This window comes from Sulfuriferula multivorans, from assembly GCF_003851125.1.
Taxonomy (GTDB): domain Bacteria; phylum Pseudomonadota; class Gammaproteobacteria; order Burkholderiales; family Sulfuriferulaceae; genus Sulfuriferula; species Sulfuriferula multivorans.
In genome coordinates, this window is record NZ_BGOW01000004.1 from 90,518 (window position 1) to 105,342 (window position 14,825).

Below are 14,825 nucleotides of genomic sequence, written 5' to 3' on the forward strand. Positions count from 1 at the left end.
AACAATGAACGACTCCTTGGCGCCCGAGCCTATCCGCCTGACCCAGTATTCCCACGGCGGCGGCTGCGGCTGCAAGATCGCGTCGGCAGTATTGTCCCAAATCCTGGCCAATTCCGGTGCTGCGCGCTTGCTGCCGCCGGAACTGCTGGTAGGGACTGAATCCAGCGACGACGCCGCCGTATACAAGCTCAACGACACCCAGGCGATCGTTGCCACCACGGATTTTTTCATGCCGATTGTGGATGACGCGTTTGATTTTGGCCGCATTGCCGCGACCAACGCCATTTCCGACGTGTACGCCATGGGCGGCAAGCCGATTTTCGCGTTGGCCATTGTCGGCATGCCGATCGGCAAGTTGCCAGTCGAAACCATCCAGCAAATCCTCGCTGGTGGTGAATCGGTGTGTGCTGCGGCGGGCATCCCTATCGCGGGAGGGCATTCTATCGACGCGCCCGAACCCATCTACGGTCTGGTGGTGTTGGGTATCGTGCACCCCGACCGGATCAAGCGTAACGACATGGCTCGCGCCGGTGATGTGCTGGTGCTCGGCAAGCCGCTCGGCGTCGGTGTAATGAGTGCCGCGCTGAAAAAAGGCGAGCTGTCCGCGGAAGGCTACCGCCAGATGCTGGCCAGCACCACACAGCTCAATACCCCCGGCAGCCGTCTGGCGGAAATGCCTGGCGTGCACGCAATGACGGACGTGACCGGATTTGCCCTGTTAGGCCATCTGCTTGAAATCTGTCGGGGTTCCAAAATGGGTGCCACAGTGCAATTCGACCAATTGCCATTCTGGAGTGTGTCACGCGAATTGGCGCAGCAAGGTTATGCTACGGGCGCTGCCGAGCGTAACTGGAATAGCTACGGTCACGATGTGGAGATCCCGGCGCACATGCCCGACTGGCAACATAAGCTGTTAAGCGATCCGCAAACCAGTGGCGGCCTGTTGGTGGCGTGTGCGCCTGAAGTGGTGGCTGAGGTTTTGGCAGTGTTTCGGGAAGAGGGCTTCGATCAGGCTTGCGTGATAGGTGGCATGCAAGCTGGGCCAGCCAGGGTGACGGTGCGTTAAACCCACCGCTATTTCAAATCAGGCGCTGCCATGGAAACGCGGTACTGGTGCCGTCATCTTCCTGCCGGCGGCCAGTAGCGCGGCGATCCACACCCAAATAGGGCTCCCGCTCCAGCGGTGCGGCCAGACTGCGCCGCTCGCACATACGCCGCTCGAGGGGTATGAACTCTACTTCATAACTTCCTGGCTTTTTGGTGGCTTTTTGCATCAAGTGCCCCATTATTTATTGTCGAGATTTCATCACTTTTCAAATGATAGCACTCTATTATTGAATAAGTTACGCAAATTAAAAATTCATGGTTCATCGTAGACGTCTGGCGGTCAATAGGGGTTGCAAGGATTTCCAAACATTGTCCAGAACCTGATTTTGCGCAGAGGCGATAGGATGAAAACCATCAGCCTGGAAAAGTTCGCGCTTTGTCTCGATACCACTGAGAAGGGATGGCAACAATGCAACATGACGTTGCTGGGCAAGCGTTTCATAGGTGTGTAGGAACTTTTCCGTATAAGCCATGCCGTAATTGGGCGGCAGGTGTATGCCCACCAGCAGTACACGTGCTCCAGTGTGCTGAATGAGGAGGATCATCGCATCCAGATTATGCTGCATCGCAGTCAGGGACAATCCCCGCAGGCCGTCGTTCGCGCCCAGTTCCAGAATGACGATTGCGGGCTTTTGCTGTACCAGCGCGGCAGGCAGGCGTGCCAGACCCCCGGCGCTGGTTTCGCCGCTGATACTGGCATTGACCACGCGCCAGTTTTGTTTGTTATGGTTAAGTCGCTGTTGCAGCAGACTGGGCCAGGCCTGGCTGGTTTCGAGACCATAGCCCGCCGACAGACTGTCGCCGAATACCAGAATGACTGGCGCTGCCTGCGCGGCGCCGGATACGACAAGACATAACAACAGTAAAATTTTTCTAAAATTCATGACCACTCCCATTAATACATTCATTCTGCGTGCAGCCGGTGTTGCCAAGCAAGTCGCGTTGAACGGCGTAGCGCTGACCATTCTGCATCCTGCCAGCTTCGACATCCGGCGCGGTGAATCAGTTGCCATTGTAGGTGCGTCCGGCTCGGGAAAATCCACCTTGCTGGGCTTATTGGCCGGGCTGGACCTGCCCAGTGAGGGCGAAGTGTGGCTGGACGGACAAGCGCTTGGGTCGCTGGATGAGGATGGCCGAGCCCGGCTGCGTGGTGCATTGATTGGCTTTGTGTTCCAGTCGTTTCAGTTGCTGCCCATGTTGACCGCGCTGGAGAATGTAATGCTGCCGCTGGAATTGAACGGCGCCTCCGATGCGCGGGCGCGTGCCCAGCATTGGCTGGAACGGGTGGGGTTGGCCGAGCGCCAGCGTCACCGCGCCCAGCAACTCTCCGGCGGCGAGCAACAACGCGTGGCCATCGCCCGCGCATTTGCGGTCAAACCGGCGCTGCTGCTGGCGGATGAGCCCACGGGCAATCTCGATGCGGAAACCGGCGCGCGCGTGATTGAATTGCTGTTCGAACTCAACCGCGAGCAAGGCACTACGCTGGTTCTCGTCACACACGATACGCAACTCGCCGGGCGCTGTGGCCGCCGTTTGCAACTGCGTGCCGGGCATCTGGAAATCGGCGCATGAATATTGTTCGCCTGGCATTGCGCATGTTGGCGCGCGAATGGCGCGCCGGCGAATTGCGCGTACTGGTGCTGGCTGTTCTGATTGCCGTGGCCGGGCTGGCCTCGGTGAATGCCTTCACAGTGCGCATGCATCTGGCTTTGAGCCAGGAAAGCAATCGCTTGCTGGGCGCGGATATGGTATTGGTATCGGATCATGTACCCGCCGCCAGGTTGATTGCCGAGGCGCAACGGCGCGGGCTCGCAACGGCGCAGACCGCGTTGTTCCCGAGCATGGTGAGCACGCCGCAGCAGAGCCGACTGGCCGAGATCAAGGCGGTGAGTAACGGCTATCCACTGCGTGGCACGCTACGTATTGCCGATGCGGCATTCGGTGCGGACCATCCTGCCGATGGCATTCCCCGCCCGGGCAGTGTGTGGCTGGAAGCGCGTCTGGCGAATGAATTGCAGGTGGCGCCGGGTGGATCCATACAGGTCGGCTACAGCCAACTCAAAGTGGCGGCGATTCTCACCAATGAACCGGATCGTGGTGGAGATTTTTTCAATCTGGCCCCGCGTCTGTTGATGAACCAGGCTGATTTGCCTGCCACCGGTTTGATCCAGCCGGGCAGCCGCGTGGGTTATCGGCTGCTGATTGCGGGCGAGAGCAAGGCGGTGGAGTCTTATCGAAACTGGCTGGCACAACACCTGGAGCGCGGTCAGCGTGTGCTGGGTGTGCGCGACGCGCGGCCGGAAATCCGCAATGTGCTGGACAAGGCCGAGCGCTATCTGGGCTTGGCGGTGCTGCTGGCAGCAATGCTGGCGGCCGTCGCGATTTTGCTATCGGCACGACATTTTTTGCGCCGTCACCTGGATGCCTGTGCACTGTTGCGCTGCTTTGGCGCCAGCCAGCGCAATATCGTCGCACTATATGCTGTGCAAATTGCCGTGCTTGGCGTGCTGGCGGCGCTGGCCGGGGTGGCGTTGGGTTATGCCGGGCAGATGGTGCTGGCGGGGCTGTTGGGTAAGCTGGCCAACCTGGTATTGCCGCCCGCCAATGGCTTGCCCTTTTTACAGGCCGCGCTTGCAGGTCTGGTATTGCTGGCGGGGTTTAGCCTGCCCACTCTTTTTGCGCTGCGGCGCACCCCGGCATTACGCATTTTGCGCCGTGATGGCATGGCGTTCGACGCGCTCGGCGCGGCCAGTTATCTGGCCGGGCTGGCAGCGCTGACGGCATTGCTGTTCTGGCAGGTACGCGATACCCGACTCACCTTGATGGTGCTGTCTGGCATGGGTGCAACCCTGCTGCTCACCGTGTTGCTGGCATGGCTGCTGGTGCTCGGTGCAGGTTGGCTGGGTGCACGCAGCCGGGGCAGTTGGCGCCAGGGCCTGCTCAACCTGCGCCGCCGTGCCGGCGGCAGCGTGATCCAGGTTTCCGCCTTTACCCTGGGGATGCTGGCATTGCTGCTGCTCACCGTGGTGCGCGGTGATTTGCTCAACAACTGGCGCGCCACCTTGCCTGCGGATGCCCCTAACCGTTTTGTCATCAACATCCAGCCGGATCAGGTTGCGCCACTGCAGGTTTTTTTCCGTAGTCACGGACAGGCTGAGGCGACTCTCTATCCGATGATACGCGGGCGGCTGACGGCCATTAATGGGCATGCAGTGAATGTAGCGGCCTATGCCGACCAGCAGACCCGGCGCCTGCTGGAGCGCGAGTTCAACTTGTCTTATGCCGACCGGTTGATGCAACAAGGCAATCAGCTGGTTGCGGGCTACGGCTGGAATAGCGCCAACGCCGCGCCGCAATTTTCAGTAGAGCAGGGCATCGCGGAAAAATTGCATCTCAAGCTGGGGGACAGTTTGAGTTTCGACGTGGGCGGCACGCCTGTCTCCGCGCATATCACCAGTCTGCGTAAAGTCAACTGGGACAGCTTCCGGGTGAATTTTTTTGTGATCGCCAACAGTAGCCTGCTGAAGAATATTTCTGCCAGCTACATCACCAGCTTTTATCTTCCCGCACAGCAGTCTGACGTGTTGAATGAAATGGTCAAGGCCTATCCCAATCTGACTGTCATCGACGTGTCTGCCATCATGAAGACGGTGCAGGATATGCTCGACCGCGTTACCGCAGCGGTGCAGTTCGTGTTCATATTCAGCCTCGCATCAGGCCTGGTGGTGTTATACGCAGCACTCGCCGCTACTCGCGACGAGCGTGCGCTGGAAACCGCGCTGTGGCGCGTACTCGGTGCGCGACGCGGGCAATTATTGGTAGCACAGGTGACTGAATTCGCCGCGATTGGCTTGCTGGCCGGCCTGCTCGCTGCAGCCGGGGCGAGCGCAATTGGCTGGGCCTTAAGCAGCGAAGTATTCAACTTGCCATACCATTTCAATCCGATGCTGTGGATTTCCGCAATGGGTTTGGGTAGCGCGGGTGTGGCACTGGCCGGAGTGGCCGGGTTGTGGGGGATTAGCAGGGAAGCGCCGCTTGCGACCTTGCGCGCAGCGGTTTAGGGATTGTCCGACTAGACTTTATTACGCATGGCGCGCTGTACTTCACGATCGGTTTCACGTTCTTTGGCGCTTTGGCGCTTGTCATGCTGTTTCTTGCCTTTGGCCAGGCCGATTTCCAGCTTGATGCGGCCACGCTTGTAGTGCATATCCAGCGGCACCAGGGTGTACCCGGCGCGCTCCACCTTGCCGATGAGCTTGCTGATTTCTTCGGCGTGCAACAGCAGTTTGCGGCTGCGTGTGGCGTCCGGATGGACGTGGGTGGAAGCGGTGGCCAGCGGGCTGATATGCGCGCCGATCAGAAATATTTCACCATTCTTGATGACCACATAAGCTTCTTTCAGCTGCACGCGCGAGGCGCGGATGGCCTTCACCTCCCAGCCTGCCAATATCAGGCCGGCTTCGTATTTGTCCTCGATGAAATAATCGTGGAAGGCTTTTTTGTTCTGCGCGATGCTCATTGGTTTTTCCGGCGTCAATCGTGTATTTTACCAGTTTTTACATGCAAGGCTGACGATGGCAGTTGTAAACAAAAGCGTGCTGGTCGGGCATTCTGCCCAGCAAATGTTTGAGCTGGTAGATGGGGTGGAGCACTACCGTGAATTTTTACCCTGGTGCGGTGGCACCGAGGTGAAATTGCGCGACGGCCTCACTACGATAGCTACCATTCATATTGACTATATGCACATCAAGCAGCACTTCACTACCGAAAATCTCAATCAGCCGCCGCATCTCATCAAGATGAAACTACTCGATGGGCCATTCAAGAAACTCGACGGGGAATGGCACTTCAAAGCACTGACCGAAGATGCCTGCAAGATTGAATTCATGCTGAACTATGAATTTTCCAACAAGTTGCTGGATACAGTGCTCGGGCCGGTTTTCAGCTATATTGCCAATAGCTTTGTCGAATCTTTCATCCAGCGCGCAGAACAAATATACGGAGCATCATGAGCGAACAAATAATGGTGGAGGTTGCCTATGCAAAGCCCGACATCCAGGTAATTCTGCCGGTCAGGTTACATGCGGGCGCGACAGCGCTGCAGGCCATCGAAGGCTCGGGCATTCTGGAAAAATTTCCGGAAATCGACCTCAAGCAAAACAAAATTGGTATTTTTGGCAAACTGACCAAACCCGAAACCACAGTGCGCGACAAGGATCGCGTGGAAATTTATCGCAAGCTGATTGCCGATCCCAAGGAGGTCAGGCGCCAGCGCGCCGAAGAGGGCAAAGCAATGAAAAAAGGGGGGGGAGAACTGGAAAAAAACGAAGACGCATGAGGCGGCTTCAAAAATATGCACCATTAAATAAAAACGGGCGCCGATGCGCCCGTTTTTAATGGCTTGAACAGATGCCGCTTATTTAAATACGTCGGTAGTAGGGTATTTCAACTGAGCGACGCTCAGCTTGGCTAGCTCGCTGGCAAACTTGGCATTTTTCAGCACAGCGTCGCTATCCCCTTTTTTGGCGGCATCCTGCGCATTTTTTAATGCGGCTGCAGCTGTCGTCCATTCGTTCCCGTCTTTCTTGGAAGCGCCGACATCACTTTCAGCCTGCTTTAGCGCTGTCTGGGCCGAAGCGCTGATGCCGGGGGTGGTCTGAGCCGAAGCCTGGGTACCGCTTGTGCCATTGGACGTACTGGCACAGCCACCCAGCGTCAATAAACCTGCACTCGCCAAAGCAATTAAAAGTTTCGTCATCTTCAAATCTCCTCTGCTATCTGGTTTGTAATTAGCGAATCTAACCGAACACTGCGCCAGTTGATGCAAACATAACTATTCATACGCCATACGTCAAATGCTTTTGCAATGTTTGGTAGGTATTTACCACCTCTACCCAGGCTTTCCGCATAATATCGAGTTGCCGTATAATAGCGCTTTGCACAGGAACAAAATAATCATGCGTGTCGTTCAAAAAGCGCTAACCTTCGACGACGTTCTGCTCGTCCCCGCGCACTCCGATGTTCTGCCTCGCGATGTTAGCCTGCAAAGCCGCCTGACACGTACTATCACCCTTAATATCCCCCTCGTCTCGGCCGCTATGGATACGGTGACCGAAGCACGCCTGGCGATTGCCCTGGCTCAGGAAGGTGGTCTGGGTATCGTACACAAGAACATGACGGCCGAGCTGCAGGCGCTTGAAGTGTCGCGCGTCAAACGGTTTGAGTCCGGCGTGGTTAAAGACCCAGTCACGATTTCCCCTGACATGAGCGTGCGCAATGTACTGGAAATCACTCGTCGTCATCGCATTTCCGGCCTGCCGGTGGTGGATGCAACAGGCAAGGTGGTGGGTATTGTCACCAACCGCGATTTGCGTTTCGAGACCAATCTCGACCAGACCATCAGCAACGTCATGACGCCACGGGAGCGGCTCGTGACTGTCAAGGAAGGCGCCAGCCGTGAAGAAGCGCTGGCCTTATTGCACAAGCATCGCCTGGAACGCGTACTGGTGGTCAATGATGCGTTCGAGCTGCGTGGCCTGATTACGGTAAAAGATATCCAGAAATCCTCGGAGCATCCCAATGCATGCAAGGACAGTCTGGGTCATCTGCGTGTGGGTGCCGCAGTCGGCGTAGGGGCGGGTACCGAAGAGCGTGTAGCGGCACTGTCCGAAGCCGGCGTGGATGTGATTGTAGTGGACACGGCGCACGGCCATTCCAAGGGTGTTCTGGATCGCGTCAAATGGGTCAAGACCCACTTCCCTCATATCCAGGTGATCGGCGGCAATATCGCCACGGCAGCGGCTGCACTGGCACTGGTGGATCATGGCGCCGATGCAGTCAAGGTTGGCATCGGCCCCGGCTCGATCTGCACCACACGCATCGTAGCGGGCGTAGGCGTGCCGCAAATTACCGCCATTCACAATGTGGCTGAAGCGTTGAAGGACAGCGGCGTGCCATTGATTGCTGACGGCGGGATCCGCTATTCCGGCGATATCGCCAAGGCGCTTGCCGCTGGCGCACACACGGTGATGCTAGGCGGGCTGTTTGCCGGTACCGAAGAAGCGCCGGGAGAGATCGAGTTGTTCCAGGGCCGCTCGTACAAATCCTATCGCGGCATGGGTTCGCTGGGGGCAATGCAAAAAGGTTCCAGCGACCGTTATTTCCAGGACAACGAAGCCGCAGACAAATTCGTGCCTGAAGGTATCGAAGGTCGAGTGCCCTACAAGGGCAGCATGCTCGCGGTAATTCACCAGCTGATGGGCGGGGTACGTTCCAGCATGGGCTATCTGGGTTGTGCCACCGTGGCGGATATGCATGCGCGTGCCGAATTCGTGGAAATCACTTCTTCCGGCGTGCGTGAGTCGCATGTCCATGATGTGCAGATCACCAAAGAAGCGCCCAACTACCGCATTGACTCATAACCTCACTCCGGAAGCACGAGAAAGAGCCGGTTTCTTTCTTGTGAGTTTCGGAGCCTTCGTGTTCGCGTCGTAAAAAATTCCATATGGCCCACCAAAAAATCCTTATTCTCGATTTCGGTTCCCAATACACCCAACTCATTGCACGCAGGGTTCGGGAAACCAACGTTTATTGTGAGCTTCACTCATATGACGTAGACGAAGCGTTTATCCGCGCCTTTGATCCGGCCGGTATTATTCTGTCAGGTGGCCCCGCTTCGGTTATCGAGGAAGAGACTCCGCGTGCGCCGCAAGTGGTATTTGAATTGGGAGTGCCGGTGCTGGGTACCTGCTACGGCATGCAAACCATGGCCGCGCAACTCGGCGGTGCCGTGGAAAATTCCATGCAGCGCGAATTCGGTTATGCGGAAGTGCGAGCGCAAGGGCATTCAGCGCTACTGCGCGACATCCAGGACCGTGTAAATGAAGCCGGTCATGGCCTGCTCGATGTGTGGATGAGCCATGGCGACAAAGTCACTGTGCTCCCCGAAGGTTTCAAGATTATTGCCAGCAACGCGGCCACCCCCATCGCCGGTATGGCAGACGAAACACGCCGTTTCTACGGTTTGCAATTCCATTCCGAAGTTACTCACACCTTGCAAGGCAAGGCCATCATTGCGCGCTTTGTACACGACATTTGCGGGATTGGTTATGACTGGAACATGCCCGACTATGTGGAAGAAGCAATAGGCCGGGTGCGCTCTGAGGTCGGCAGCGACGAGGTTATTCTCGGTTTGTCTGGCGGCGTGGATTCCTCGGTAGTAGCGGCGCTGCTGCATCGTGCCATTGGCGAGCAGCTTACCTGTGTGTTCGTGGACAACGGCCTGCTGCGCCTGAACGAGGCTGAACAGGTGATGGAAACTTTCGCCAAAAATCTGGGGGTGAAAGTCATCCACGTGGATGCCAGCACGGAATTCATGAAACATTTGACCGGCGTTACCGAGCCCGAGCAGAAGCGCAAGATTATCGGCCGTGAATTCGTGGAAGTATTCCAGCGCGAATCCGCCAAACTGCCCAATGCGAAATGGCTGGCGCAAGGCACCATTTACCCGGACGTGATCGAATCCGCCGGCGCCAAGACCAAAAAGGCGCACGCCATCAAATCCCACCACAACGTGGGCGGGTTGCCGGAAAGCCTGCATCTGAAGCTGCTGGAACCACTGCGCGAACTGTTCAAGGACGAAGTACGCGAACTCGGCATTGCGCTCGGCCTGCCACATGACATGGTTTACCGTCACCCCTTCCCGGGCCCTGGTTTAGGTGTGCGGATACTCGGTGAAGTGAAGCAGGAATATGCTGATTTACTGCGGCGCGCTGACGCAATTTTTATTGAAGAATTGCGCGCAAGTGGCTGGTATGAAAAAACTTCCCAGGCTTTTGCCGTATTTCTGCCGGTGAAATCCGTCGGTGTAATGGGTGACGGGCGAACTTATGATTACGTAGTCGCGCTGCGCGCTGTTCAAACCCAGGATTTCATGACAGCGCACTGGGCAGAACTGCCTTATACCCTGCTTGGCAAGGTCTCCAACCGTATTATCAATGAGATACGAGGCATTAATCGAGTGGTTTATGATATTTCTGGAAAACCACCGGCCACCATCGAGTGGGAGTGACGGGAATCCGAAGCGACAATAATTTATTCAGTATTATCATTGGCTTTCTTGTTTTTGACGATCAATTCTGTTACATCGTCAATTGCGCGGATTTTCGGTGGTAAGCGATTGATGTCGAAAGGATTCGTGCCCGTCGCCTGTCGGCGGTTCGTGCATGCAGCGCGAAGATTTGACGGTAAACCTGACGGTAGATTTTTTCTTGAAATCTCGGTGTCTGCATTTACCGTCGTATCCGTGTGGCTTCAGACGGTAAAACCAAACAAGAGCGACATACAAACTAAAAACGCTTCGGCGAGCTTGTGTATCTCGTAGTGGCGTTCCGGTACATGTTTACTGAGCTGTAAATATCGATGTTTTTCGCTCAATTCGTCCCTCGAGGAGAAACGAACTGCGTGATAAATATGATGTCAGTCGAAAAATTTGTATCCTTCTGGTATCCGAAATCTATCATCCGGGACAATAATTACCGAGTACTGAGTCCATGATTGATCGCGATCCATCGGCGGATTTGAAGGCTGAAAACGCCCGCTTGATCGCCCTGCTGGAAGCGAACGGCATTCAATGGCGCGCGCAGCCTGGGCATGTAGTACCGCCAGCTTCGACGCCGGAGCCCTCGCGGCTTTCCACGGACGAGAAGGTGGCGCTGTTTCGCAGGTTGTTCCGGGGACGTACGGATGTCTACCCGATCCGCTGGGAGAGCAAGACCGAGGGTGGGTCAATATTCGATGCAAATCTACAGTGGTGAGCTTGCGGTGAATCTCGCGCAGGACGATTCCCAGATCGTGCGTTGCCGTTTGACGGTGCGCCGCAGTCGTTTGAGCTGAGCCGCGAAACTCGCAGCGTGCGGAAATCGGGGAGTTGTTTTGTAGTAAAAATGGGAGCAGGGCCAAGTACCAGCACGCTTTTTTTACAAAGCATTTTTATATAAAATGCATTACATCAAGTATTTACCGCGTTATTCTCCTTTTATTTTGCAAAATTCAGGCTAGTATTACGAAAGAGATAGGGGGACATGTCATGACTGTTTTGCCCGCATCACTTTATTTTTCTGCAACGAGATGGCCGCTTCATTATCCATGAACGCCGAGCCGGCGATTATGGAAAAACCGGATCAACTCCTGGTTTTTGCTTTGGACGATCAGCGCTGTGCCCTGTATCTGCCGGTGGTGGACAGGGTGGTGCGTGTGGTGGAGATTACCCCGTTGCCGAAGGCACCGGACATCGTGCATGGTGTGGTCAATGTGCACGGAGAAGTGATCCCGGTTATCAATGTGCGCAAGCGTTTTGGCTTGCCGCAACAGGATATCGCCCTCACCGACCAACTCGTCATCATCCACACGGCGCGGCGGCAGGTGGCGCTGGTGGTGGATACGGTGACCGGTGTCGTCGAATGCACCGCGCGGGAACTGGTCGTGGCGGAGGGTATCCTGCCCGAGCTTGAATATGTTCAAGGTGTGGCGAAGCTCAAGGATGGCTTGATCCTGATCTACAATCTGGAACAGTTTCTCTCCCTGGAAGAAGATGTATTTCTGGATCAGGCCATGTCACCCCTTTGATGCAGAACATACGCCCTCCTTTTCCCGATTCGCTTTTGTCCAGCCTGAGCGATTTCCTAGCCGTACAGACCGGGCTGTATTTCCCGAAAAAACGCTGGAGTGACCTGGAGCGTGGGATCGCCGCAGCCGCCCGCCAGTTCGGCCTGCCGGATGCGCAAGCATGCGCGCACTGGCTGTTGTCCGCACCCCTGACGCGCAGCCAGATCGAGACCCTCGCCAGTCATTTGACCGTGGGCGAAACCTATTTCTTCCGCGAGAAGCGGAGCTTCGAGGCGCTCGAACAACACATCCTCCCGGCGTTGCTGCATGCACGCGAGCACAGCGAACCGCGGTTGCGCATCTGGAGCGCCGGTTGCAGCACGGGCGAGGAAGCCTATTCCATCGCCATGCTCCTCGACCAACTAATCCCCGACCCTGAAAAATGGAATATCACCATCCTGGCCACCGACATCAACCCGGCGTTCCTGGGCAAGGCGGCAGCAGGAGTGTACGGCGAATGGTCGTTCCGCGACACGCCGGCCTGGATCCGGGCGCGTCATTTCAAACATGGAAAAAATGCGCCCTTCGAGATCCTGCCGCGCATCCGCAAACGGGTGACATTATCCTACCTCAACCTCGCCGACGACGTTTACCCTTCGCTCACCAACAATACCAACGCAATGGACGTGATCTTCTGCCGCAATGTACTGATGTATTTCACCGCGGCGCGTGCGAAGCAGGTCATCGAGAACTTCCACCGCTCGCTCGTCGATGGCGGGTGGCTCATCGTCAGCCCCGTGGAAACCTCGACCAGCCTGTTTTCCGGATTTGCCGTCGTCAGCTTTCCCGGAGCTGTTCTCTACCGCAAACTCGCCAACTCGGAATCGCCGGCTGTCGCAACTACTTGCCCCGCTGCGGTACCCGGCCTATTGCCCGAGACCTTGCCGCCGGAATACCTGGTTGGGGATGCAATCCTCTCTATCCCATTGCACGAAGCGCTGTTGAGTTTGGATCGCCCGGCAGAGCAACCAGGCGAAGCACCTCTGGTCGAGGTGAATGATAACGCAGCGCCGTCCCGCACGGCGCGGGCCTGTGCCAACCAGGGCAAGCTCACCGAAGCGGCCGAATGGTGCGAAAAAGCAGTCGCCGCCGACAAGCTGAATCCCGCGCACCCGTATCTCCTCGCCACCATCCGGCAGGAGCAGGGCCACTACGACCTCGCCGTACAGGCGCTGATGCGCGCGCTCTATCTCGATCCCGATTTCGTACTCGCGCATTTCGGGTTGGGTAACCTGCGTCTGGCGCAGGGCCGCCACCGCGAGGCGGAGCGGCATTTCAGAAATGCCCTCGCGCTCCTGCATCGGCACCCGCGCGACGAACCCCTCGCCGAGTCGGACGGGCTGAGCGCCGGCCGGCTTGTCGAGATCATCACATCCGTGCTGTCCAGCCTGCCGCGCGCTGCAGCGGTCGGCGTATGAGAGGAATAAGGCATGAATACACCTAAGCCAGCGTCGCGAGAACAGAAAAAAACGGCCGTCGACTGGCGCGATATAGAGCGACGCATGGCGGCCACGCGCGCCGCGATCGAGCGTGGATCGACGCCGCCACCCGAAGAGACGCAACGCATCCTGAAGGCAAGAGCGCAGGCGCTGGCCCGGGAACCCGTGCCGGAAGAAGCCGCCAATGCGCGCATCGAGGTCGTGGAATTTCTCTTGGCCTACGAACGCTACGCGGTCGAGTCGCGTTATGTCCGGGAGGTTTATCCCCTGGAAAATCTCACGCCGCTGCCGTGCACGCCGGACTTTGTACTCGGCATCATCAACCTGCGCGGCGAGATACTCTCGGTCATCGACATCAGGAAATTTTTCGAGTTGCCGGAGCAAGGGCTGACCGATCTCAACAAGGTCATCGTGCTCCGCTCCGAAAACATGCTCTTCGGCATCCTGGCGGATGCGATTACCGGCGTGCGCCGCATCCCTATCGCTGATATTCAGTCATCCCTGCCCACGCTCACGGATATCCGGGCAGCGTATTTGCGGGGCGTGACGCCTGATCGGACAGTCATTCTAGATGCGGAAAAACTCCTGTCCGACGCGAACATCATCGTGCAGGAGCAGGTGGATCGGTAGCGGACAAATGGTTCCAGGCTCGACAGAACAACAAGGAGAACAGTGATGAAATGGTTCCTCAATTTGAAAACGCGCGGCAAGCTCTTCGCCGGATTCGGGCTGATGCTCGTTTTTCTCGCAATTGTGATCGTGGCTGCTTATCTCGGTATCACGGCGATCCAGGCGTCACAAAAGCGTCTCTACCAGAAGGAATTTGCCAACGCCGTGGATCTGCTGAACATTCGCTCGGACGAGAACGGCATGCGGGCCGCGCTGTTCAGCATGATGATGGCGACAAAGCACTCCGATCAGGATGGCTGGCATCAGAATATCGAGCAGCGCGGCAAGGAAATCGCCACGGCCACGCAGCAACTGCTGGAACGCAACCGCAACAATCCAGGGCTGCTTGCCCAGCTCGACAAGCTCAAGACAATACGCGAGGCGTTCACGCAGACGCGCGACAACCAGCTCATCCCGCTGATCTATGCAAACAAGACAGACGAAGCCAAGGCGCTGGCGCTAGGCATCCAGGAGGAACGCTACCGCAAGATACGCGTCATTGCCCAGGAGCTGGGCGACTCAGCGGTGGAAAAGGCGCGCGCCGCCGTGGCGGAATCCGAGCGCTGGACGCAGCAGATGGTGCGCCTGTTCGTCTTCATGGGTATCGCGGCGATGCTGCTCGGACTGGCTATGGTACTGCTTCTCAACCGGATTATAGTCCAGCCGCTGCGCGCGATCTCGGATGTTGCCGAACGAGTAGCGTCAGGCGATCTTACCGTCAACGTCCCGGAAAACGATCGTGCCGATGAAGTCGGTACCCTTGGGCGCACTTTCCACGGGATGGTCGAAAATCTGCGGCGGCTCACACGCGAGATTAATGAAGGGGTTGGGGTACTGGCCTCGACCTCAAGCGAGATTTTAGCCACCACCACCCAGGTTGCCTCCGGCGCGGCCGAGACAGCCAGTGCGGTGAGCGAGACCACGGCGACGGTTGAGGAAGTCAAG

General features: G+C 57.0%; 16 protein-coding genes. 12 read left to right on the forward strand and 4 right to left on the reverse strand.

Annotation, left to right across the window (positions count from 1 at the left end; translation table 11 throughout):
• The first annotated feature begins 4 nt into the window (after positions 1 to 4).
• Complete coding sequence (gene selD, locus EI185_RS04255) at positions 5 to 1,066, forward strand: selenide, water dikinase SelD (RefSeq protein WP_124703887.1); 1,062 nt, start codon at positions 5 to 7, stop codon at positions 1,064 to 1,066.
• A 13-nt stretch (positions 1,067 to 1,079) separates the two neighbouring features.
• On the opposite strand, the gene EI185_RS04260 is transcribed toward selD, so the two are convergent.
• The gene (locus EI185_RS04260; protein ID WP_124703888.1) at positions 1,080 to 1,274 is read right to left on the reverse strand and encodes a hypothetical protein; all 195 of its coding nucleotides are present in this window, start codon (positions 1,272 to 1,274) and stop codon (positions 1,080 to 1,082) included.
• A gap of 93 nt (positions 1,275 to 1,367) precedes the next feature.
• Positions 1,368 to 1,991 (reverse strand): arylesterase, encoded by a 624-nt coding sequence (locus EI185_RS04265; protein ID WP_124703889.1) that lies wholly within the window; start codon positions 1,989 to 1,991, stop codon positions 1,368 to 1,370.
• Between EI185_RS04265 and EI185_RS04270 the strand changes: the two genes are divergently transcribed.
• Together EI185_RS04270 and EI185_RS04275 are read left to right on the forward strand one after the other, a co-directional pair.
• Complete coding sequence (locus tag EI185_RS04270; RefSeq protein WP_124703890.1) at positions 1,990 to 2,679, forward strand: ABC transporter ATP-binding protein; 690 nt, start codon at positions 1,990 to 1,992, stop codon at positions 2,677 to 2,679. The genes EI185_RS04265 and EI185_RS04270 overlap by 2 nt on opposite strands.
• Positions 2,676 to 5,168 (forward strand): ABC transporter permease, encoded by a 2,493-nt coding sequence (locus EI185_RS04275; RefSeq protein ID WP_124703891.1) that lies wholly within the window; start codon positions 2,676 to 2,678, stop codon positions 5,166 to 5,168. Before EI185_RS04270 ends, EI185_RS04275 begins: the two co-directional genes overlap by 4 nt.
• A gap of 11 nt (positions 5,169 to 5,179) precedes the next feature.
• On the opposite strand, the gene smpB is transcribed toward EI185_RS04275, so the two are convergent.
• Positions 5,180 to 5,626, reverse strand: a complete 447-nt coding sequence (gene smpB, locus EI185_RS04280) for an SsrA-binding protein SmpB (protein ID WP_124703892.1) — start codon at positions 5,624 to 5,626, stop codon at positions 5,180 to 5,182.
• 55 nt (positions 5,627 to 5,681) lie between these two features.
• On the opposite strand from smpB, the gene EI185_RS04285 reads away from it, so the two are divergent.
• Both EI185_RS04285 and EI185_RS04290 read left to right on the forward strand, forming a co-directional pair.
• A complete protein-coding gene (locus tag EI185_RS04285; protein ID WP_124703893.1) occupies positions 5,682 to 6,119 on the forward strand; it encodes a type II toxin-antitoxin system RatA family toxin in 438 nt (145 codons plus the stop codon).
• Positions 6,116 to 6,445, forward strand: a complete 330-nt coding sequence (locus EI185_RS04290; RefSeq protein WP_124703894.1) for an RnfH family protein — start codon at positions 6,116 to 6,118, stop codon at positions 6,443 to 6,445. The genes EI185_RS04285 and EI185_RS04290 overlap by 4 nt, the downstream gene beginning before the upstream one ends.
• A 78-nt stretch (positions 6,446 to 6,523) precedes the next feature.
• On the opposite strand, the gene EI185_RS04295 is transcribed toward EI185_RS04290, so the two are convergent.
• On the reverse strand, positions 6,524 to 6,871 hold the full coding sequence (locus EI185_RS04295) for a hypothetical protein (protein WP_370685755.1): 348 nt from the start codon (positions 6,869 to 6,871) through the stop codon (positions 6,524 to 6,526).
• A gap of 193 nt (positions 6,872 to 7,064) precedes the next feature.
• Here EI185_RS04295 and guaB point away from each other — a divergent pair, with 193 nt between their 5' ends.
• The 7 genes from guaB to EI185_RS04330 form a co-directional block, all read left to right on the forward strand.
• On the forward strand, positions 7,065 to 8,528 hold the full coding sequence (gene guaB / locus EI185_RS04300) for an IMP dehydrogenase (RefSeq protein WP_124703896.1): 1,464 nt from the start codon (positions 7,065 to 7,067) through the stop codon (positions 8,526 to 8,528).
• Between the two features lie 83 nt (positions 8,529 to 8,611).
• A complete protein-coding gene (gene guaA, locus EI185_RS04305; protein WP_124703897.1) occupies positions 8,612 to 10,177 on the forward strand; it encodes a glutamine-hydrolyzing GMP synthase in 1,566 nt (521 codons plus the stop codon).
• A gap of 481 nt (positions 10,178 to 10,658) precedes the next feature.
• Positions 10,659 to 10,922: a TOTE conflict system archaeo-eukaryotic primase domain-containing protein gene (locus EI185_RS04310; protein WP_124703898.1), complete on the forward strand. Its 264-nt coding sequence runs from the start codon at positions 10,659 to 10,661 to the stop codon at positions 10,920 to 10,922.
• A gap of 313 nt (positions 10,923 to 11,235) precedes the next feature.
• Positions 11,236 to 11,733 carry a chemotaxis protein CheW gene (locus tag EI185_RS04315; protein ID WP_223247659.1) on the forward strand — a complete coding sequence of 166 codons (498 nt, stop codon included), beginning with the start codon at positions 11,236 to 11,238 and terminating at the stop codon, positions 11,731 to 11,733.
• Positions 11,733 to 13,190 (forward strand): CheR family methyltransferase, encoded by a 1,458-nt coding sequence (locus EI185_RS04320; protein ID WP_124703899.1) that lies wholly within the window; start codon positions 11,733 to 11,735, stop codon positions 13,188 to 13,190. Before EI185_RS04315 ends, EI185_RS04320 begins: the two co-directional genes overlap by 1 nt.
• Before the next feature lie 12 nt (positions 13,191 to 13,202).
• The gene (locus EI185_RS04325) at positions 13,203 to 13,841 is read left to right on the forward strand and encodes a chemotaxis protein CheW (protein ID WP_124703900.1); all 639 of its coding nucleotides are present in this window, start codon (positions 13,203 to 13,205) and stop codon (positions 13,839 to 13,841) included.
• A 45-nt stretch (positions 13,842 to 13,886) separates the two neighbouring features.
• The coding region (locus tag EI185_RS04330; protein WP_133372247.1) for an MCP four helix bundle domain-containing protein at positions 13,887 to 14,825 on the forward strand (939 nt) is incomplete at its 3' end.